Below are 17,856 nucleotides of genomic sequence, written 5' to 3' on the forward strand. Positions count from 1 at the left end.
TCGCCTCGTAACGCAATGCCACGGCCGCCCGGACCCCTGCGGGATTCGGGCGGCCGTTCGGCATAAGCGCCGGGAGGAGCGCTCAGAGGAAGGCGAAGGGGTCGTCGGCCACCGAGGTGAAGCCGATGAGGCGGCCAAAGACGATGACACCCATCCAGAGGCCGATCGACAAAAGGCCGGCCAGGCGTGCGGAATTGGGCGGCGCAGTCCTGTCCCACACCGAGACGCCCCGCGCCGTGACGAGTTCGAACACCAGCATGTTGAGCCCCGCTGCGATGAGCAGGATCATCTTGATCTGGAAATTGATGTTTATGTAGATGCTCGTGGCGTTGGGCAGGAACAGCAATATGCCGGTGATGACGGCGAGCACGAAGCCGCCCCAGGTCAGTTTCAGCAGGTCGTGAGCCACGCGCGTGAACGGCCGGTTGGTCGAGGCGACGCCCAGAAGCCTCAGGTCCACGATCAGGATGGTGCCGAAAACCAGCGCGATGGCGATGACATGCACCGATTCCACGATCGGATAGGTCGGGCCGAAGGTGTTCACGAACTGGGAGAGCGCAGAATTCTCCAGCGCCGAAAAGAAGCTTGAAAGATCCATGATCGTTCTGCCTAGACCGAACTGATGGGAGACAGCGATCCCCAGACCAGGGGGTCGTAAGCAATGAAGCGGCCAAGGAAGATGATGGCGACCCAGATGCCGATGGTGACATAGGCGTTCCGCCTGAGCCCGCTTTGGGCCGGCTCGTCGGGATGGGTGAAGGCCTCGTCGGTATGGACGGCGCGCAGGAAGCGGACCGATATCGTGATGGCGATGACCAGGAGGATCATCTTGAGCCAGAACGAGATGGCCATCAGTTCGCGCAGCGGCTCGGCGAGGATGAGCACGGTGCCGGTTGCGGCCAGAACGGCCAGCGCGCACCAGGCCCATGGCGCGAAGCGGTTCGCCGTGCTGCGGATCGACACGCCGCCCCAGGTAATGCCCACGATGCGGAGCGCGATCATGAGCACGGATATGAAGATCACCGCGATCGCCATGATGTGGATCGACTGCATGGTCGGCACCACCCAGGGTGAGGTGGCCATGGCCAGGCTGAGCGGGGACTGGCCCAGTTCGATAAGGAATTCAACCATTTCGCGGGCATCCTCCATTGCCCAGATCGGAAAGGAGGCCGGAAGATCGCTCTCCCGGCCTCCGTGGCGACAGTCTTATTTGATGCCTTCGCCGGCTTTGGCTTCCTCGAGCGACTTGTAGCCCTTGGCGATCCAGGCCGGCCAGTTGGCGATGCGCTGGTTGGCGCGGCAGCCGGCGTCGGAGGGGTTGTAGGCCGTGCCATCGGCGGTCACGAACACGCCGGCGGCGCCGCCATTACGGCCATCGCGCAGCGGGCAGCTGACGACGCTGATCTCGTCGCCGGTCTTGAAGGTGTCGCCGGTCATCTGCGGGGAGCGGCCGAGCAGGGACGGCGGGGCCGCGCCTTCAAAGGCCCAGACCACGCCCTCGGCGTCCTCGATGATCATGAAGGTGTGCGGGCTGTTGAAGGCCCAGCGCACGACCTTGCCCTGGATCACGTCCTCGACGTCCGGATTGAACATGGAAAAGCTGTGGTGGGCGTAGGCCATGGTGACCGGGGCCGCGATTGCCGCTGCGGCCAGAGCGAAGGCGAGAAGCTTGTTCATTGGGGGTTACCTTCCTTCTTACTGGTTGGCCGGCTTTTGGCCGAACACGGTGTCGAAATCGAACTGGTCCGGAGACTGGGTCTGGCCAGAAAGGTCGGCCGGCAGGTCGGGATTGCGCATTTCGTGCCACGAACGACCCTCTTCACCCGGCAGGCGGATGCTGGTGGTGTCGTTCTCGCCGCGCACCTGGGCGCCGGTGTTGCAGTCCCAGTGACGCATGCGGTAGCCGGCGTCCTCGATGGCCGCGGCCTTGACCCAGGTGTAGACGCCGCTCAACGGCTTCAGCAGGCTGACGGGATCATAGAAGGTCACCTGGGCGATGAGGCGCTGCATGCCGTTGGCTTCGGTCACGAGCTTGTAGACCTCGACGATCTCCATCTCGTTGGAGAAGGGCGGATAGCCGCGGAAATAGTCGGCCGGCCACATGTCGTTGGTCCAGACCACGAGCGTGTCGTTGATCCAGAAGCCGATGCTGTCGCCGGTCGGGGAATGCGCACCGTCGATGTTCTTGTGGTCCTGGTCGACATAGACGCGGCGGGTTTCGTTGGCCAGGTCGTTGAGCCACCAGGACTGGTCGGGGGTGTTGACCCATTCGCGCACATAGGGCTCGAGCAGCCAGCGGGGCACGCCGGTCGCTTCGCAGGTGGTCAGGCGATCGTAGGGCTGCTCGTTGAACGGGATCATGTGCTCGCGGCGCTGCTTGAAGGCCGCTTCGTATTCCGGGGTCAGCACGCCCTCGGCAACGACGCCGCCGGCGGTGAGGCCGGGCGGGATGGGGCCGACAAAGAACGGCGACACGCCGCCGCGCAGCGCGATGCTGTTCCAGCTGGCTTCCCACAGGCCCTCCCATTTGGGCACAGACTCATAGGTGTGGCGGGTGCCGCCATTGGCCTGGCGCTTGAGATAGTTGAAATGCTCTTCGGCCGTCTTGAAGGCGCGCGGGGGCGGCACCACCGCCACGGCGAGCGGGTTTGCGGCCGGTGCGGGTGCCGGCGCGGCAGGCGGGGTCGGCGTTTGGGCAAGGCTCAGGACCGGCGCGCTCGCAGCCAGCAGAAGTCCAAGCGCAAATGCGCCAAAGACCTTTTTCGTCTTCATGTTCTTTCCTCTCCTCGGCCGAAACTGTGCACTGGCGGATGGCCAGCCGTCCTCCATCCCCTCCATGGCGCTGAACGGGGCAGCGCCCACTGCGGTCTCCCACCCGCAGTCGTCCACAGCGATTGAAGCGTCTGCCTGATATAACCAGAAGTGATATTTTCTTTGGTTTGGCTATATCGATCCGCCGGTTCACGACCCTGGCGGCGGCGATCTCCGTCCTGCTGCTAGATCCATCATTTCAGGGCTCCTGTTCGTATCCCTGCACGGATCTCATCGATCACTTGCATGAAACGATCACGTTATCGTGCCCCTCAAGATATCGGGTTTGGTAATGTCTTCCGGCTGCCCGTAAGGCTCGCCGTCACGGTAACCGCCGTCCACGCCAAGAGAATCCAGACCGGTGGCACGCCCAGATAGATCCAGATGTCGGGGTTCACATTGTCGAGGATCGCCGCGAGCGGGGTCTGGGTGCTGCGTTCGGCCTGCATGCTTACGAGCCACAGCGGCTGGATCAGCAGGGCAAAGAGCGCAGCCGCAAAACCCAGCCCGAAAAGGGCAGCGGGCTGGGTGCCAAGGCGCCGCCGCTCCAGCCACCGCCATCCCATCAGCCAGACATAGAGGCCCGCCATCAAAAAGGGCGGGCCCTGCAGCGAGCCCGGAGACAGCATGAAATGCAGCACGGCCAGCAGTGCGGCGAGATAGACGAGGCCATGCAGCTGCTTCCAGCGCCGACCCATCGCCCTGATGACGCGATCAAACGAGGTCAGGGCGAGCGCCAGCAGCAGTAGTGCAGAAACGGTCGCGATCCACAGCGTGGCGCGCCCGGCAAGCTCTCCGCCCAAGGCGGCCCAATCCCAGAACCTCAGCCCGAACCAGGCCACGATGTGCAGGAGGCAATAGGCGAAGCTGGCAACGCCCAAAAGCCGGCGCAGCTGCGCCAGGCGCCCCATCCCAGTGATGCGGCGGATCGGCGTTACCGCAAGGCACCCCAGCAGCAGATAGGTGCACCACAGGCCCGAATGGTAGATGAGGTTGACGTAAGGGGACGGAAAGTCCCAGCGGCCGGAGGCGAATTCGCCCAGCATCCACACCGCCGGGATAGAGGTGCCGACAAGCGCGGTGAGCTTGAGGAGCGAAAACCGGCCCGCCGGATCGAACCACGGCATGGCGCGCCAGAACGCATGGAAGACACCGGCCATCATCCCCTCCCGGACAGTCGGGCCAGCCTAGGACGATTGCGGGGGGCGGGACTGTACGATCCGGCTCGCTCGCTGCACGTTTCGAGCGCTTCGCCGGGTGCGTTAGGTGCAGCCTTTTCCAATGATTGTGCAGGACGCTTCTCCGGCCGCCATGGCCATCTTGGCGCAAAAGGAGGGTCTGAAATGCGTCGCCAAAGCCTGATTGCAATTGCCCTTGGAGCCCTTGTGCTCGCGGCCGGAACATTGCCGCCGACACTGGCGCAGAATACCCCCGCGCCGAACGCCCCCGCGCCGGAGATGACCGCGCTCACCTCGCAGAAGGATACGACCCTGGCCCGCCGGTTGCTGATGAACAGCATCGGGGCCAACAACGACATCGTGCACGACATTCTCGATGGTGCGCTGCCGGCAGACGATCTCGAACTGCGTGGCCGGCTCGATTCCATCGCGGCCATGCTCTACGCCATGCCCAGCCTCTATAGGGCCGCGCCCAATCCTTATACCGAAGAGGGCGAACGCGAGGACGCGACCCATGTCTCCCTAGCGAGCGAGGCGGTCTGGGAGTATTTCGAGGATTTCCAGCTGCGCTCCGAGGAGGCCTTCCTCAAGGCGCGAGAGGCCGCCCAGGCCCATCCGGAGGACATGCTGGCGCGCGTCGAAGAGCTCGAGATGATGTGCGAAAGCTGCCACGAATCCTTCCGCAAGCCTTTCGAATATTTCGATTTCGATCGCGTGCAAGACTTCGTGAAATGATCGCCGGCCGGAGCGCCGGAAGGCGACGCCATCCTGCCGGTCGGTGTGCAGCGCTCGCCGGAATCGGGCTTCTGGCCTCCGCCATGCCGGCGCTCGCCCATGGCGTTGCGGGTGGAGACGCGCAGTTTCTCGAAACGGCGCAGGGCGTGCAGTTCTGGCCCTATCTCTATCTGGGCGCCAAGCACATGTTCACAGGCTACGATCACCTGCTGTTCCTGCTCGGCGTCATCTTCTTTCTTTACCGGCTGAGGGACGTGGCGATATATGTCACCATGTTCAGCATCGGCCACTCGGTCACCCTGCTGCTGGGGGTTCTGGGCGGGCTGCGCCTCGATGCCCATATCGTCGACGCCATCATCGGATTTTCGGTGATCTACAAGGCCTTCGACAATCTGGGCGGCTTCCGCCGGCTGTTCGGCCATTCCCCCGACCAGAAGGCTGCGGTGCTGGTCTTCGGGCTCATCCACGGCTTCGGCCTTGCCACCAAGCTTCAGGATCTCAGCCTTTCGCCCGAGGGGCTGGTGCCCAACATGATCGCCTTCAACATCGGGGTTGAAGTGGGCCAGCTGGCCGCCCTGGCCTTCATTCTCACGGCCCTCCAGCTCTGGCGCACAACACCGTCATTCACGCGGCAGGCGGCGCTGATCAACGTGCTGATCATGGCGGCCGGCGTCGCGCTGGTTGAGATGCAACTGGTCGGATACTGGAGCGGCGCATGAGCGCGGACGGACTTTCCCCCACCCCACCGCCCTCGGGCGCTCGGCTTGGCCTGCAGGTGCTCGGCGCCCTGGCGCTCGGCACAGTTCTCACCCTCACGGTCGTCCTGCCGGCCGAATATGGCATCGACCCCACCGGCTTTGGCGCCCTCACCGGGCTCAACCGGATATCGCAGCCGCCCGAGATGGTGGTGGAGACGCGCTTCAGCGCCCCGCCCGAAATCGCCCGCCCCGAAGCTCTGCCGTTCCGGCAGGACGTCGTCACCATACCCATCGGCGCTTTCGGGCGGACGCTGGGTGCAACGGAATACAAGGTGACGCTCGAGGAGGGGCAGACCCTCGTCTATTCGTGGAAGGCGTCGGTGCCGGTGGTGTTCGAGTTCCACGGCCACACCACCCCCACCGATGGCAGTCCGGCCCAGGTGATGGACTATGCCAAGGGGACCGCAACCGAGGGCAATGGCGCCCTGACGGCGCCGCTCAGCGGCATCCATGGCTGGTACTTCGCCAATCCCACCTTCGAGGATGTCAGCGTCGAACTGACATTGGCCGGCTATTACACGCTCGAGCCGGGCCTTATCGGCATTCACTGACGCGCCAGCATCGCGTCGAGGGCGCCGATCAGCGCCGGCCCGAGCTCGTCGATGGCATCGATGCGGCGGGCCGAGCGATAATAGGTCTGCACATCGTGCCTCACGCCGATGGCGGTGAGTTCGATCTGGCCGCTGCGCTCGATCTCGCCGATCACCTCGCGCAGGTGGCGGTCGAGGATTTCCTTGTCGGCATTGGCCTCGATGGTGGCCTGGTCGACCGGTGCGCCGTCCGAGATGACGAGCAGGATACGGCGCTGTTCGGGCCGTGCCAGCATGCGGCGGGCTGCCCAGGCGAGCGCCTCGCCGTCGATGTTCTCCTTGAGCAGGTCCGCCGACATCATGGCGCAGAGATTGAGCCGTGCGCGCCGGTAGGGCTCCTCGGCGCCCTTGTAGATGACATGGAGCAGGTCATTGAGGCGGCCGGGGTTTTCGGGCCGGCCGGCCCGGATCCAGTCCTGCGCCGATTGCCCGCCTTTCCAGCCCATCGTGGTGAAGCCCAGCACCTCGGTGGTCACCGCGCAGCTTTCGAGGGCGGCGCAGATGAGGTCCGAGGCGATGCAGGCCAGCTCGATGGTCTTGCCGCGCATCGAGCCCGAATTGTCGATGAGCAGGGTGACACAGGTGTCCCGGAACTGCGACTCCTCCTCCTGCTTGTAGGCATCGGCGAAGCCGGGATTGACCACGACGCGGTCGAGGCGCGAGGCATCGACCAGCCCTTCCTCGAGATCGAATGTCCAGGATCGGGTCTGGCGCGCCATCAGCCGTCGCTGCAACTGCGTCACCAGCCGCGCCATGCTGCGGCGATTGGCACTGCGGCGCTTGTCGAGCCCCTCCTGCGCCTGCCGCATGGTCTGCTGGGGCACAAGGTCCTCGGCGCGTGCCACCTGGTCGTGCCGCGTCGTGTAGGCGCGGTAGGGCAGGGCCCGGGCCAGCCGGGCAACCTCGACGGGCGGCCAGATCGAGGGGGCATCCTCGTCTGCAGTCAGCGCATCGGGGCCGGGCTCGAAGCTCTCGTCCTCGCTTTGGCTCTGGCCATGCTCGAGGTCCCCATCCTCCGGCCCGCCGCCGGCGCGGTTGCTGATGTCGCGCCGGATCGGCCCTTCGCCCTTGCCGTGCAAGGCGGAATAGAGGGCGTCGATGAAGGCGCGCGCCGCCTCTCCATACTGCGCCTGCCGGTCCAGCACGGCGCCCAGCGCCGCGATCTGGGGGCCGAGGCGCTCATGCATCCAGCGGTCCCACATCCAGAATCCCGAAGTGGCGATCGACGCCTCGGGGCGGCCCACCAGAGCGTCGCCCACCACCATCCGGATCGCTTCCTCGAGCGGCACCAGCGAGGCCAGATGGGCGCCGAGGAGATCGGAGCGGGCGAGCCGCGCGCGGTGTGCGGCTGCGAGGTTATCGCCAACCCCCTGCAGGCGCCGGGCTCCCAGCGCCTCGCAGCGCAGGAGCTCGAGAAGGTCGAAAAGCCGCGCGTCGCCGGGCTTGTCGGGCCGCATCGCCCCGTGGATCTCAGCGTCGTGGAAACGCAGGAAGAGCGCGGCGGAATCGATCCGGCCGCGCAGGGCCGGCATGTTGTCCGCGCGCAACTCCTCAGGCGCCGCGCGCAGTCCGCCCGTGCCATCGGTCTCCCCGATCTGCACGTCGATATCGTCGCGCCCCGACAGCGAGCGCGCCGCCGCCGAGAGCTGGCCGGCCAGCTCCAGCTGGTGCCGCTCGCCGTCGCGCTTTTCGCGCAAATCGGCGCGCGAGCGCATGGAATCGGGATCCGACCACAGGGCCAGCCATTCCGCGCCGTTGCGCACCTGGCCCTTCTCGTCGCGCTTGAGGATGGTCGAGCGGATGTCCTCGCCTGCCATTTTACGCCTCCCTTTCGCTTTTCATCCTAGCGGCGCGGAGGGCGATGGCGGGGTTTTTCCGGCGAGGAATGCGCAGAAGGTTGCCCGCTTTGTGCAGGCCCCCAACCGGCCCGACTGCCTAGTGTTTTGGACAGTCGCTATTACGCCGCCAGAGTTTTCGAGGAGGTTTCGCCGTGGGTCAGTACACCACAGATTTTGGCTCCATCCATTCCTACAAGAAGGGCGGCGTCACAGCCATCGACGACGATCCCAAGCGCTATGTCTTTTCCAATATGTTCGAAGTGGCCGCCAAGTCGGCGCCCTATGAGCGTGTCGCGGTTGCCAAGAACTTCGAATACGTGATCGAGAGCGCCAAGGCCGAGGGGGAGTCAGGCTGGTATACTGCGGCCCATGACGAGTTCGTCATCGCCATGGATGGCAAGGTGCGGGTCGACTTCGTCAAGCTGGCCGATCCCGATGCCCTGGTCGACCCCGAAAGCGAAGGCGCTGTCCATATCGAGGGCAAGCCCGAGGGCGCCAATATGGGCTATGTCGTGCTCGGTCGTGGCCACATGGCCATGCTGCCGGTCGGCTCGGCCTACAAGTTCAGTGCGCCCGAAACCTGCACCATCCTCATCCAGTCCATCGACGGCGCCGTGACCCAACATAAATGGGCCCAGTTCTGCCAGAAGTGATCGCCATCAAGGAGACCCTGCCATGGCTATGAAAGAATCCGCCTTCGCCGGCACCGACGAAGAGATCAGCAATCCGCGCGGCCTGCCGATCACCGGCAATTTCGCGATCAACCCCGCCGACAACATCACCGGCTACAAGTCCTTCCAGGCCGGCTCGTTCAAATTCCATCGCGACGAGTATTTCTGCTACGTGACCACGCCCACCGGCGTGCACACCATGCCCGCCGACGCCTTCCTGCGCGCGCTGATGCGCGACGTGGCCTGGGGCTTTTTCTACGGCACGGTGAATTTCGACCAGGTCTTCGGCACCACCAATTATTATGGTGAGGTCGACATGTTCATGGGCGCCACCAACGAGGCCTATACTGCCGCCGGCCGCGACTTCGTCGAGCGCTTCAAGGCCGACAAGCTGATGGACGTCTTCAAGCAGATGGTCTCGGACTGGACCAATGAAGGCTACGACCCCTTCGCTGCGCCCATGGAGACCGGAGTGCCGTGGGGCATCAAGAACGGCGACAATGACGAGGCCGTCAGCCGCGAGCGCGTGACCGCCCGCCGCATGGTCGGCCTGCCCGGCGATACCCCGGTGCGCACCGATGCCAATGGCTATCCGGTCAACCGCATGTTCGCCGACGTGGTCCAGGACCAGCCCGAGGTGCATGCCGAGCCCGGCTTCGAGCACGAGGTGTCGGCCTACAACCTCTTCGCCTATCTGTCGCGCTCGGATGTGACGTGGAATCCCTCGGTGTGCTCGGTGGTCAAGGATAGCCTGTTCTGCCCCACCTCGGAGGAGTACATCCTGCCCGTCGAGCACGGCAATGACCGCTGCGAGTGGTTCATCCAGCTCACCGACGAGATCACCTGGAACGTCAAGGACGGCGCCACCGGCCGCCCGCGCGCCATCATCAACATGAAGGCGGGCGATTGCTGCTGCATGCCGGCGGACATCCGGCACCAGGGCTTTTCGGCCAAGCGCTCGATGCTGCTGGTGTGGGAAAACGGCTCGCCCAAGATCCCCGAGCTGATCCGTCAGGGTCTGGCTCCGGACGTCGCCGTCGAGTTCTAGCCCGGTCCGGGCGAGCCGGACCCGGTTCGTCCGGACCGCGAGAGAACGAAGAATGGAGCTCTCCGGCGGTGCAATGCACCGGCGAAAAGCTCTCGGAACGGGCGGTCGCTCCCACTTCCGCCCTGCGGCCGGCTTCCGCCAACCCCGGAAACCGGCCGCTTACATCCTGTCCCTCGTCCCAGACAACCAGCGGTAGAGATCGTGCAGACCAAGCTCTTCATCGGCGGCGAATTCGTTGATGGCCTCGCCGGGGGCCTGATCCCGGTCTTCAATCCGTATTCGGGCGAGATCATCTGCGAGATCGCCGAGGCGCGGGCCGAGGATGTCGATCGCGCTGTCCTCGCCGCCAAGGCCGCCCAGGGCGCCTGGGGCAGGGCCGATGCCGCCGATCGCGGCAACCTCCTGCTCAAGCTGGCCGATGCCATCGATGCCCATGCCGAGGAACTGATCCAGCTCGAAGCCCTCGATACCGGCCATCCGGTGCGCGATGCGCGCAAGCTCGACGTGCCGCGCACCTCGCGGTGCTTCCGCTATTTCGGGGGCATGGCCGACAAGTTCGAAGGCTTCGTGCCGCCGGTCTATCCCGGCTTCATCAATTACGTGCAGCGCGAACCGGTGGGCGTCGTCGGCCAGATCGTGCCGTGGAATTTCCCGCTGATGTTCACCAGCTGGAAGATGGCGCCGGCGCTCGCTGCCGGCAATGCCATCGTCATCAAGCCCAGCGAGCTGACCCCGCTCTCCACGCTCCGCATCGCTGAACTGATGCGCGATGTCGGCTTTCCGGCTGGGGTGGTCAACGTCGTGCCCGGCTACGGCCATACTGCCGGTGCGCGCATCGCCGAGCATCCCGAGATCGGCAAGGTCGCCTTCACCGGCTCTACCGCAACCGGCCGCCGCATCGTTCAGGCCTCCGCCGGCAACCTCAAGAAGGTGCAGCTCGAACTGGGGGGCAAGGGCCCCAATATCGTTTTCGGGGATGCCAATATCCGCGCCGCCATCGGCGGATCGGCCTTCGCCATCTTCCACAACCAGGGCCAGGCCTGCATCGCCGGCTCGCGGCTCATCCTGCACAAATCCATCGCCGACGAATTCCTCGACGGCTTCACCAAATTCGCGCGCTCGATCAAGCTGGGTGATCCGCTCGATCCCATCACTGAAATGGGCCCGCTGACCTCGAAGCAGCATCAGGAACGCGTGCTGCAGTTTTCGCAGGTCGCCAAAGACGAAGGCGGCGAGATCCTCACCGGCGGCCGCAGGCCCGATCGCGACGACCTTGCCAATGGCTATTTCGTCGAGCCCACCATCGTGCGCGCAAAGCCCGGCGACCGGGTCAGCCAGGAGGAGGTGTTCGGCCCCTTCGTCACCGTCACCACCTTCGAGGACGATGAGGAGGCGCTCGCCATCGCCAACGGCGTGCAATACGGGCTGGGCTCGGGCCTCTGGACCGCCAATCTCACGCGCGCGCACAAGTTCGCCCGCGACATCCGCGCCGGCATGGTCTGGGTCAACTGTTACAAGGTGGTGCATCCCGGCTCGCCCTTTGGCGGGGTGGGCGAAAGCGGCTATGGGCGGGAGATGGGCTTCGAGGTGATGCGCGAATACACTCAGCCCAAATCGGTCTGGATCAATTTCGATTCCAAGATGCCGCCGCATTACGACCGCTAGCGTTCCAAGGCGAGGTGGATACCGCTTCGCCGTCCGGAAACGCGCCACAATAATGACCTGGAGCTTTGCGCCGGTTCAGCGAACCGGCGAAAGGCTCCAGTCGCCAGCCAGCACCAGGGGTGGACCATGGACTTCGTTTATAATGCCAATCCCTCCCGCGTGATCTTCGGCGAGGGCAGCCGCGCCAGGGTGGCCGAGGAGCTCGACCGCCTCGGCATCGAGCGGGCCATCATCATCTCGACGCCCGACCAGTCCGCGCTGGCGGCCGAGATCGCAAGATCCATCGGCGGGCGGGCCGGCATCATGTATCCCGGGGCCGTGCAGCATACGCCCGTCGAGGTGACGGAATCGGCCCTGCTCGCCGTCAGTTCCGTGCGCGCCGATGGCTGCCTCGCCATCGGCGGGGGCTCGACCACGGGGCTCTCCAAGGCCATCGCCTATCGCACTGATCTGCCGCAACTGGTCATTCCCACCACCTTCGCCGGCTCGGAGATGACCCCGATCCTCGGGCAGACCCAGGCCGGCCGCAAGACCACGGTGTCCGATCCCAAGATCCTGCCCGAGACCGTCATCTACGATCCCGAGCTGACCGTCACCATGCCCAGCTTCATCTCCGGTCCTTCGGGCATGAACGCCATCGCCCATTCGGTCGAGGCGCTCTACGCCAAGGATCGCAACCCGATCATTTCCATGCTTGCCGAGGCCTCGATCCGGGCCCTCGGCAGCGCGCTGCCGGTTCTGATGGAGGAGTCCCGCAACCTCAAGGCGCATTCCGAGGCGCTTTACGGCGCCTGGCTTGCCGGGGTCTGCCTCGGCGCCGTCGGCATGGCGATCCACCACAAGATCTGCCACACGCTGGGCGGCACGTTCAATCTCAACCACGCCGATATCCATGCGCTGATGATCCCCTACACCTCGGCCTACAATCGCGAGGCGGCGCCCGATGCGATGGCTGCCATCGCCCGAGCTCTAAGCGCGGCCGATGGGCCGAGCGGCATTTATGCGCTGACCCAGCGCGCCGCGACCAAGCGGTCGCTCGCCGAAATGGGGCTGACCGAAGCCGATCTCGACACCGCCGCCGACCTCGCCCTGCAGAACCCCTATTACAACCCCCGTCCGGTGACCCGCGAGGGCGTGCGCGCCATGCTGCAGGCGGCGTTCGAGGGCAGGGCGCCCTGAGCTCGCCATGCCCTATTTCTGTGTTCATGCCATCGATCGTCCCGGCCGCCTTGCGGACAGGCAGCGCCTGCGCGAAAGCCATCGCGCCCGCCTGCGGGTGCATGACCATCCCGTGGTCGTGCGCATTGGCGGGCCGCTGCTCGGCGACGATGGCGAGATGATGGGCAGCATGCTCGTCATCGAGGCCGCAACGCGCACCGCCGTTGAGGCCTATCTGGCCGGCGACCCCTATGTTGTCGAAGATCTGTTCGCCAGCGTCACCATCAGCGGCTTCAACTGGGGGCTGGGCCAGCCGGAGCCATCCCATGGCTGACGCGCTCTCCCGCCCCGATCCGCTGCTCTGGCGCACCCGCCCGCGCGCCCCCCAGCCCGGCACCGTTCTCGCCCCGCTCGATGAGATTGCCGATGGCACGGCCCGGGAGTTCGTGTTCGGCCGGGGCACCACGGTGTTCTCGATGTTCGTCGTGCGCCGGGGCGATGCGGTCTTCGGCTATCTCAACATCTGTCCGCATTATTCCTCGCCGCTCAACCATCGGGCCGGGCATTTCCTCAACGAGGATGGCAGCCGCATCCGCTGCACCATGCATTTTGCCGAATTCCGCATCGAGGACGGGTTTGGCATCGCGGGGGCCGCCCAGAACTGCTGGCTCGATCCGGTGCCGGTGCATGTGGAAAACGGCACCATCGTGATTTCCCGACCCGGAGACCTGCCGTGACCGAAGACCTGTCGCCCACCGCGCGCCCCGACATCATGGTATCGATCCGGGACGCCTTCGGCATCGATGTCGATGGCAGCGTGCCCGGCTTCAGCCGGCCCGGCGAGCACGTGCCGGTGGTCGATGCCAGCTATCGCTTCGATCCGGCCACCACCATGGCCATCCTCGCCGGCTTCGAGGGCAATCTGCGGGTGCTGCTGCAAGGCCGGCACGGCACGGGCAAATCGAGCCATATCGAGCAGGTCGCGGCGCGCCTCAACTGGCCCTGCATCCGGCTCAATCTCGACAGCCATGTCAGCCGCATCGACCTCATCGGCAAGGACGCCATCGTGCTGCGCGACGGCAAGCAGGTGACCGAGTATCGCGAGGGGCTCTTGCCCTGGTGCTATCAGCGGCCGGTTGCCCTGGTGCTCGACGAATATGATGCCGGCCGCCCCGATGTGATGTTCGTCATCCAGCGTGTGCTGGAGGCTGAAGGCAAGCTGACCATCCTCGACCAGAACCGCGTCATCCCGCCCAATCCGTTCTTCAGGCTCTTCGCCACGGCCAATACGGTGGGCCTCGGGGATGTCACCGGGCTCTATCACGGCACCCAGCAGCTCAATCAGGCGCAGCTCGACCGCTGGAACATCATCGCCCGGCTCGACTATCTCGAGGAGACCGCCGAAGTCGAGGTGGTGACGAGCAAGGTGCCGTGGATGGCCGAAGCCGGCCGTGCCCAGATGCTCATGCAGATGGTGCGCATGGCCAATCTCACCCGCACCGGCTTTGCGGCCGGAGACGTGTCGGTGGTGATGTCGCCGCGCACCGTCATCTCATGGGCGCAGAATTACCGCGTCTTCGGCGATATCGACTTCGCTTTCGAGACAGCCTTCCTCAATCGCTGCGACGAGGCCGAGCGGCCCCTTTACGGCGAATATTACCAGCGCGTCTTCGGGCGCGAGCCCAGCGGCCGGGCGCCCGAGGCCTGGCAGCGCGTGCAGGTCCCCGGTCAGGAGGGCGCGCGCGGGAACTGAGCCGTGGCATCGCGCACGGCGTCCATCATCGCCATCACCGGGGCCCCCATCTGCTCGTTGGCCCGCATGGTGATGCCGACCGGGCCGCGGCTGGCACTGGTGTCGAGCGCCAGCGCCACCAGCTGGCCGATGTCCAGATCCCGCGCGACGACGCTGTGTGAGATGGTCCAGATCGCGTCGTTTTCGAGGGCGAAGGCCCGCGCAAAGCTGTTCGACACGGTTTCGATCTCAAACCGCACCGTCCCCATCCCGCCTGCGATGAAGAGCGAATCCACGATGGGGCGGATGATGGCATTGGCCGGCGGCAGCAGCAGCGGATAGGGTTCGAGCTCGCGATAGGCCAGGTCCGGCCGCTGGGCGAGGGGGTGCTGGGGCCGCACCGCGAAGGTGAGCTGCTCGGAATAGAGGTGCTCGAAAACCAGGCCCTTCATCACATCCGGACTCGGCAGCCGCCCCACGATGAAGTCGAGCTTGCCATCGCGCAGCATCGCCAGCATGTGCCCGCTCGGGCCGCTTTCGACATGAACCCGGCAGGCAAAGGGGCTGCGCCTGAAGCTGGCGACGGCGCGGGGCACCACGTCGACCTCGACCGTGGGCAGCGCTCCGAGCCGCACGACGGCCTGGCTCGATCGGGCCAGATCGACGCTTTCTATGCCCTCGCGTATGGCGGCGGCCGCGGCCATGGCATGGCGAGCGAACATCTCGCCCTGCCGGGTCAGCACCAGCTTGCGGCCGGTGCGGTCGAACAGGGCGGTCTGCAAGAGCGTCTCGAGTTCGGCGATGGATTTCGAAACGGCCGGCTGGCTCAGCCCCAGCGCCTGGCTGGCCGCCACCACGCCCCCTTGCCGGTTGACCTCCAGAAAGCAGCTGATGTGCCGCAGCTTGATGCGCGGATCGAGGAGGCTGGTGCTCATCATATTCTTCCTGGATATACATATCCCGGAAATCATCATTTTACCTGCCGGGTTCGGCGGTCAATATACCCTGATCGGTTATGGCAAGGGAAATGGAGCGCGTCCTGAGGTTCATGCCGTCCAAGCCCGACACGTCCATGTTGGACCGGGCCGTACTCAAGACATCCGCCGGCGCTGGCGATGGTCCGGCGCAGCGCCTGCCTGCAGAGCGTATGGCCGGCCGCGCGGTGGATCGGGCAGGGCATTGCTGCCGGATCGGGGGAGGTCTACCAATTGATCATCTGGCGGGGCCAACCCGCCGTCTCAGTAGCCTTGCTTTCAAGGCAGGAGCCTCCAGACGGCCGCAGAGCCGGGAGGTTCAAGTGGGAGAGAAGACATGTATGCTCGACGGCCGTTCGGCATAGAAGAAACGCATGGAATGCTGGCGCAACCGAGTGCCAGGATCAAGGCGAACAGCGACGGGCGCGACTGGACGTCCCTGTTCGCGTCGGTGCAGAGGGAGACCCCGTTCCGCGGCGTCTTCCACTCATCGCGAGACCATCTGCTCGTTCTGCATCGGGATGGTCCGGTGCAGGTGGAAAGCCTGTGCGATCGCAATATCGGCAAGCGCGTCGTGCCTGCCGGGGGCATCCACATCATCTCGCCGGGTGTCGATTTCGGCATCAACCTCACCGGCTCGATCGAGACCGTGCATGTCTATGTGCGGCGCTCCGTGATCGAGGAGGTGGCGCTCGAGACGGTGGACGGGGACCCCGCTCGCATCGAGATCCCCAGCAGCATCGTGGAATGCGATCGTGCGCTGCAGTCGCTCATAGATGCCTCGGCCTATGCGGTGGAGGACGAGAGCCTGGGCTCCTCGATGTTCGCCGACTACCTGTCCAGAACGATCGCCGCCCAGCTCATCCGCGCCTATTCCAAGGCAAAGCTCAAGGGCGGGGGCCGGGCATCGGCGAGCGGCAGCATGTCGCCCACCCTGTCGGACGCGGTGGACTACATGATGGCCAATATCGACACGGCCATCAATCTCACCGACATCGCGCGGGCGACCAATCGCAGTCCCAGCCATGTGGCGCGGATTTTCCGCACCGAGCTGGGCATGCCGCCCCACCGCTATCTCATCAACCTGCGCGTCGAAAAGGCCCGCAGGCTGCTCGAGAAGACCAGCATGTCGATCGCCGAGATCGCCTATGAATGCGGCTTCGCGCACCAGGAACACCTGACCCGGCTCTTCCGTCGCTATTGCGAAACCACCCCCGCAGCCTATCGGCGTTCCAAGCGGAACTGATCGTTTCGTGCAAGTTCGGCGCGGCGGTTTGCAGGATTGGCGCCTGCCGCGCCTCTAAACTCCAGTTCGCAAGAAGAAAATTCTCGCGATCCTCGGCGCCAGCGGAGGGGGCGGTCTCAATCATCTGGAGGGAAGAGAAATGTCCAAGTCGACAATGTCCGTGCCGGTCAAGCGGCGCGTGTTTCTGGGTGCCACGTCCATCATCGCCCTGATCGCGATGGCCCCGGCGGCCATGGCGCAGACGCAGACGATCAAGATCGGGTACGTGACGCCCCAGACCGGTCCGCTGGCCGCGTTCGCCGAGGCCGACGACTTCGTCATCAAGCAGGTTCAGGATACCCTCGCCAACAGCCTCGAAACCGCGGGCGGGCCGGTGAATGTCGAGATCATCGTCCGCGACAGCCAGTCCAACCCCAACCGTGCGGCCGAAGTGGCGCGCCAGTTGATCGTTTCGGACGAAGTGCAGCTCATCGTCGTGGCCTCGACGCCTGAGACCACCAATCCGGTCTCGGCCCAGTGCGAGATCGAGGGCATTCCCTGCATCTCCACCGCCGCGCCGTGGCAGCCTTGGTTCATCGAGCGGCAGGCCAATCCGGGTGATCCGGCGACCTGGGAATCCTTCGATTACACCTATCACTTCTTCTGGGGTCTCGAGGACGTCATCGCCACCTATCAGGGCATGTGGAACCAGCTCGACACCAACAAGCAGGTGGGTGGCCTCTTCCCGAACGATGCCGACGGCAATGCCTGGGGCAATCCCGAAGTCGGCCTGCCCCCGGCCCTGAAGGCGGGTGGCTACACCATCACCGATCCGGGTCGCTACCAGAACCTCTCGGATGATTTCACCGCCCAGATCGACGCCTTCAAGGCTGCCAACGCCGATATCGTGACCGGCGTCGTCATCCCGCCCGATCTCACCACCTTCTGGACCCAGGCCAACCAGCAGGGCTACAAGCCCAAGATCGCTTCGATCGCCAAGGCCATCCTGTTCCCGGTCGCTGTCGAGGGCCTCGGCCCCATCGCCAACAACCTCTCCACCGAAGTCTGGTGGTCCGCCTCCCATCCCTTCACGTCCTCGCTCAACGGGCAGAGCGCCGGCGAGCTTGCGGGGGGCTACAGCGAGGCGACGGGCCGGCCTTGGACGCAGCCGGTCGGCTTCATCCACGCGCTGTTCGAAGTGGCCGTCGATTCCATCAAGCGGGCCGAGGATCCCTTCGATCCCGACGCGCTGGCCGAGGCGATTGCCGCGACCAATCTCGACACCATCGTGGGCCACATCGAATTCGGCGCCGAAGGCCTGCCGCCCGTGGTTGCCGCCAACGTCTCCAAGACCCCGCTGGTGGGCGGACAGTGGCGTTATCAGGATGATGGCAGCTTCGAACTGGTGATCGTGGAAAACGCTGCGCATCCGGAAATTCCGCTGGGCGGCACCATGGAAGCCATCGAGTAATC

The 17,856-nt window shown here is 65.2% G+C and carries 19 protein-coding genes; 12 read left to right on the top strand and 7 right to left on the bottom strand.

The features are described 5' to 3' along the window. Window positions 1-82 precede the first annotated feature (82 nt). The 5 genes from BT183_RS19915 to BT183_RS19935 all read right to left on the bottom strand — a co-directional run bounded on the left by BT183_RS19915 (window position 83) and on the right by BT183_RS19935 (window position 3,971). Entirely contained in the window at window positions 83-598 is a 516-nt protein-coding gene (locus tag BT183_RS19915) for a DUF6644 family protein (protein WP_072346868.1), read from the bottom strand. Window positions 599-609: 11 nt separating this feature from the next. Continuing rightward, entirely contained in the window at window positions 610-1,131 is a 522-nt protein-coding gene (locus BT183_RS19920; protein WP_143145924.1) for a DUF6644 family protein, read from the bottom strand. Window positions 1,132-1,206: 75 nt separating this feature from the next. Next, window positions 1,207-1,677 (bottom strand): DUF6152 family protein, encoded by a 471-nt coding sequence (locus BT183_RS19925; protein WP_072346871.1) that lies wholly within the window; start codon window positions 1,675-1,677, stop codon window positions 1,207-1,209. An 18-nt stretch (window positions 1,678-1,695) separates the two neighbouring features. After that, the gene (locus BT183_RS19930; RefSeq protein ID WP_072346872.1) at window positions 1,696-2,772 is read right to left on the bottom strand and encodes a hypothetical protein; all 1,077 of its coding nucleotides are present in this window, start codon (window positions 2,770-2,772) and stop codon (window positions 1,696-1,698) included. 311 nt (window positions 2,773-3,083) lie between these two features. Then, window positions 3,084-3,971 carry a protein-methionine-sulfoxide reductase heme-binding subunit MsrQ gene (locus tag BT183_RS19935; protein ID WP_177282661.1) on the bottom strand — a complete coding sequence of 296 codons (888 nt, stop codon included), beginning with the start codon at window positions 3,969-3,971 and terminating at the stop codon, window positions 3,084-3,086. A 183-nt stretch (window positions 3,972-4,154) separates the two neighbouring features. On the opposite strand from BT183_RS19935, the gene BT183_RS20895 reads away from it, so the two are divergent. From BT183_RS20895 to BT183_RS19950, 3 genes are all read left to right on the top strand, one after another. Continuing rightward, a complete protein-coding gene (locus BT183_RS20895; protein WP_177282663.1) occupies window positions 4,155-4,724 on the top strand; it encodes a cytochrome c in 570 nt (189 codons plus the stop codon). A gap of 83 nt (window positions 4,725-4,807) precedes the next feature. Beyond that, complete coding sequence (locus BT183_RS19945; protein ID WP_210185509.1) at window positions 4,808-5,443, top strand: HupE/UreJ family protein; 636 nt, start codon at window positions 4,808-4,810, stop codon at window positions 5,441-5,443. Further along, entirely contained in the window at window positions 5,440-6,033 is a 594-nt protein-coding gene (locus tag BT183_RS19950; RefSeq protein ID WP_072346876.1) for a hypothetical protein, read from the top strand. The genes BT183_RS19945 and BT183_RS19950 overlap by 4 nt, the downstream gene beginning before the upstream one ends. On the opposite strand, the gene BT183_RS19955 is transcribed toward BT183_RS19950, so the two are convergent. Further along, the gene (locus BT183_RS19955) at window positions 6,027-7,889 is read right to left on the bottom strand and encodes a cobaltochelatase CobT-related protein (RefSeq protein ID WP_084603723.1); all 1,863 of its coding nucleotides are present in this window, start codon (window positions 7,887-7,889) and stop codon (window positions 6,027-6,029) included. The genes BT183_RS19950 and BT183_RS19955 overlap by 7 nt on opposite strands. Window positions 7,890-8,062: 173 nt before the next feature. Between BT183_RS19955 and BT183_RS19960 the strand changes: the two genes are divergently transcribed. The 7 genes from BT183_RS19960 (at window position 8,063) to BT183_RS19990 (ending at window position 14,205) form a co-directional block, all read left to right on the top strand. Next, complete coding sequence (locus BT183_RS19960) at window positions 8,063-8,563, top strand: cupin domain-containing protein (RefSeq protein ID WP_072346877.1); 501 nt, start codon at window positions 8,063-8,065, stop codon at window positions 8,561-8,563. A gap of 22 nt (window positions 8,564-8,585) precedes the next feature. Continuing rightward, on the top strand, window positions 8,586-9,629 hold the full coding sequence (locus tag BT183_RS19965; RefSeq protein ID WP_143145925.1) for a hydroxyquinol 1,2-dioxygenase: 1,044 nt from the start codon (window positions 8,586-8,588) through the stop codon (window positions 9,627-9,629). A gap of 201 nt (window positions 9,630-9,830) precedes the next feature. Continuing rightward, window positions 9,831-11,294, top strand: a complete 1,464-nt coding sequence (locus tag BT183_RS19970; protein ID WP_072346878.1) for an aldehyde dehydrogenase family protein — start codon at window positions 9,831-9,833, stop codon at window positions 11,292-11,294. A 126-nt stretch (window positions 11,295-11,420) separates the two neighbouring features. Continuing rightward, entirely contained in the window at window positions 11,421-12,473 is a 1,053-nt protein-coding gene (locus BT183_RS19975) for a maleylacetate reductase (RefSeq protein ID WP_072346879.1), read from the top strand. Between the two features lie 7 nt (window positions 12,474-12,480). Further along, window positions 12,481-12,786, top strand: a complete 306-nt coding sequence (locus tag BT183_RS19980) for a YciI family protein (protein ID WP_072346880.1) — start codon at window positions 12,481-12,483, stop codon at window positions 12,784-12,786. Then, on the top strand, window positions 12,779-13,189 hold the full coding sequence (locus tag BT183_RS19985; protein WP_072346881.1) for a Rieske (2Fe-2S) protein: 411 nt from the start codon (window positions 12,779-12,781) through the stop codon (window positions 13,187-13,189). The genes BT183_RS19980 and BT183_RS19985 overlap by 8 nt, the downstream gene beginning before the upstream one ends. Then, the gene (locus tag BT183_RS19990) at window positions 13,186-14,205 is read left to right on the top strand and encodes an AAA family ATPase (RefSeq protein WP_072346883.1); all 1,020 of its coding nucleotides are present in this window, start codon (window positions 13,186-13,188) and stop codon (window positions 14,203-14,205) included. The genes BT183_RS19985 and BT183_RS19990 overlap by 4 nt, the downstream gene beginning before the upstream one ends. On the opposite strand, the gene pcaQ is transcribed toward BT183_RS19990, so the two are convergent. After that, window positions 14,181-15,119 carry a pca operon transcription factor PcaQ gene (gene pcaQ, locus BT183_RS19995; RefSeq protein WP_072347002.1) on the bottom strand — a complete coding sequence of 313 codons (939 nt, stop codon included), beginning with the start codon at window positions 15,117-15,119 and terminating at the stop codon, window positions 14,181-14,183. The two genes, BT183_RS19990 and pcaQ, sit on opposite strands and share 25 nt — an antisense overlap. Window positions 15,120-15,537: 418 nt before the next feature. Here pcaQ and BT183_RS20000 point away from each other — a divergent pair, with 418 nt between their 5' ends. Both BT183_RS20000 and BT183_RS20005 read left to right on the top strand, forming a co-directional pair. Further along, complete coding sequence (locus BT183_RS20000) at window positions 15,538-16,404, top strand: helix-turn-helix domain-containing protein (protein WP_177282665.1); 867 nt, start codon at window positions 15,538-15,540, stop codon at window positions 16,402-16,404. Between the two features lie 139 nt (window positions 16,405-16,543). Then, window positions 16,544-17,854 (top strand): ABC transporter substrate-binding protein, encoded by a 1,311-nt coding sequence (locus BT183_RS20005; protein ID WP_244545403.1) that lies wholly within the window; start codon window positions 16,544-16,546, stop codon window positions 17,852-17,854. Window positions 17,855-17,856 lie beyond the last annotated feature (2 nt).

Origin of the sequence: Devosia enhydra, from assembly GCF_900119845.1 — a bacterium.
GTDB lineage: Bacteria > Pseudomonadota > Alphaproteobacteria > Rhizobiales > Devosiaceae > FPKU01.

Excerpts from the sequence above, each read along its gene's own strand:
- BT183_RS20005 (WP_244545403.1), top strand. The coding sequence starts at position 16,544 with ATGTCCAAGTCGACAATGTCCGTGCCGGTCAAGCGGCGCGTGTTTCTG.
- BT183_RS19945 (WP_210185509.1), top strand. The coding sequence starts at position 4,808 with ATGCCGGCGCTCGCCCATGGCGTTGCGGGTGGAGACGCGCAGTTTCTC.
- BT183_RS19915 (WP_072346868.1), bottom strand. The coding sequence starts at position 598 with ATGGATCTTTCAAGCTTCTTTTCGGCGCTGGAGAATTCTGCGCTCTCC.
- BT183_RS19965 (WP_143145925.1), top strand. The coding sequence starts at position 8,586 with ATGGCTATGAAAGAATCCGCCTTCGCCGGCACCGACGAAGAGATCAGC.
- pcaQ (WP_072347002.1), bottom strand. The coding sequence starts at position 15,119 with ATGAGCACCAGCCTCCTCGATCCGCGCATCAAGCTGCGGCACATCAGC.
- BT183_RS19920 (WP_143145924.1), bottom strand. The coding sequence starts at position 1,131 with ATGGTTGAATTCCTTATCGAACTGGGCCAGTCCCCGCTCAGCCTGGCC.
- BT183_RS19980 (WP_072346880.1), top strand. The coding sequence starts at position 12,481 with ATGCCCTATTTCTGTGTTCATGCCATCGATCGTCCCGGCCGCCTTGCG.
- BT183_RS19985 (WP_072346881.1), top strand. The coding sequence starts at position 12,779 with ATGGCTGACGCGCTCTCCCGCCCCGATCCGCTGCTCTGGCGCACCCGC.
- BT183_RS20000 (WP_177282665.1), top strand. The coding sequence starts at position 15,538 with ATGCTGGCGCAACCGAGTGCCAGGATCAAGGCGAACAGCGACGGGCGC.
- BT183_RS20895 (WP_177282663.1), top strand. The coding sequence starts at position 4,155 with ATGCGTCGCCAAAGCCTGATTGCAATTGCCCTTGGAGCCCTTGTGCTC.
- BT183_RS19935 (WP_177282661.1), bottom strand. The coding sequence starts at position 3,971 with ATGGCCGGTGTCTTCCATGCGTTCTGGCGCGCCATGCCGTGGTTCGAT.
- BT183_RS19975 (WP_072346879.1), top strand. The coding sequence starts at position 11,421 with ATGGACTTCGTTTATAATGCCAATCCCTCCCGCGTGATCTTCGGCGAG.
- BT183_RS19950 (WP_072346876.1), top strand. The coding sequence starts at position 5,440 with ATGAGCGCGGACGGACTTTCCCCCACCCCACCGCCCTCGGGCGCTCGG.
- BT183_RS19955 (WP_084603723.1), bottom strand. The coding sequence starts at position 7,889 with ATGGCAGGCGAGGACATCCGCTCGACCATCCTCAAGCGCGACGAGAAG.
- BT183_RS19925 (WP_072346871.1), bottom strand. The coding sequence starts at position 1,677 with ATGAACAAGCTTCTCGCCTTCGCTCTGGCCGCAGCGGCAATCGCGGCC.
- BT183_RS19930 (WP_072346872.1), bottom strand. The coding sequence starts at position 2,772 with ATGAAGACGAAAAAGGTCTTTGGCGCATTTGCGCTTGGACTTCTGCTG.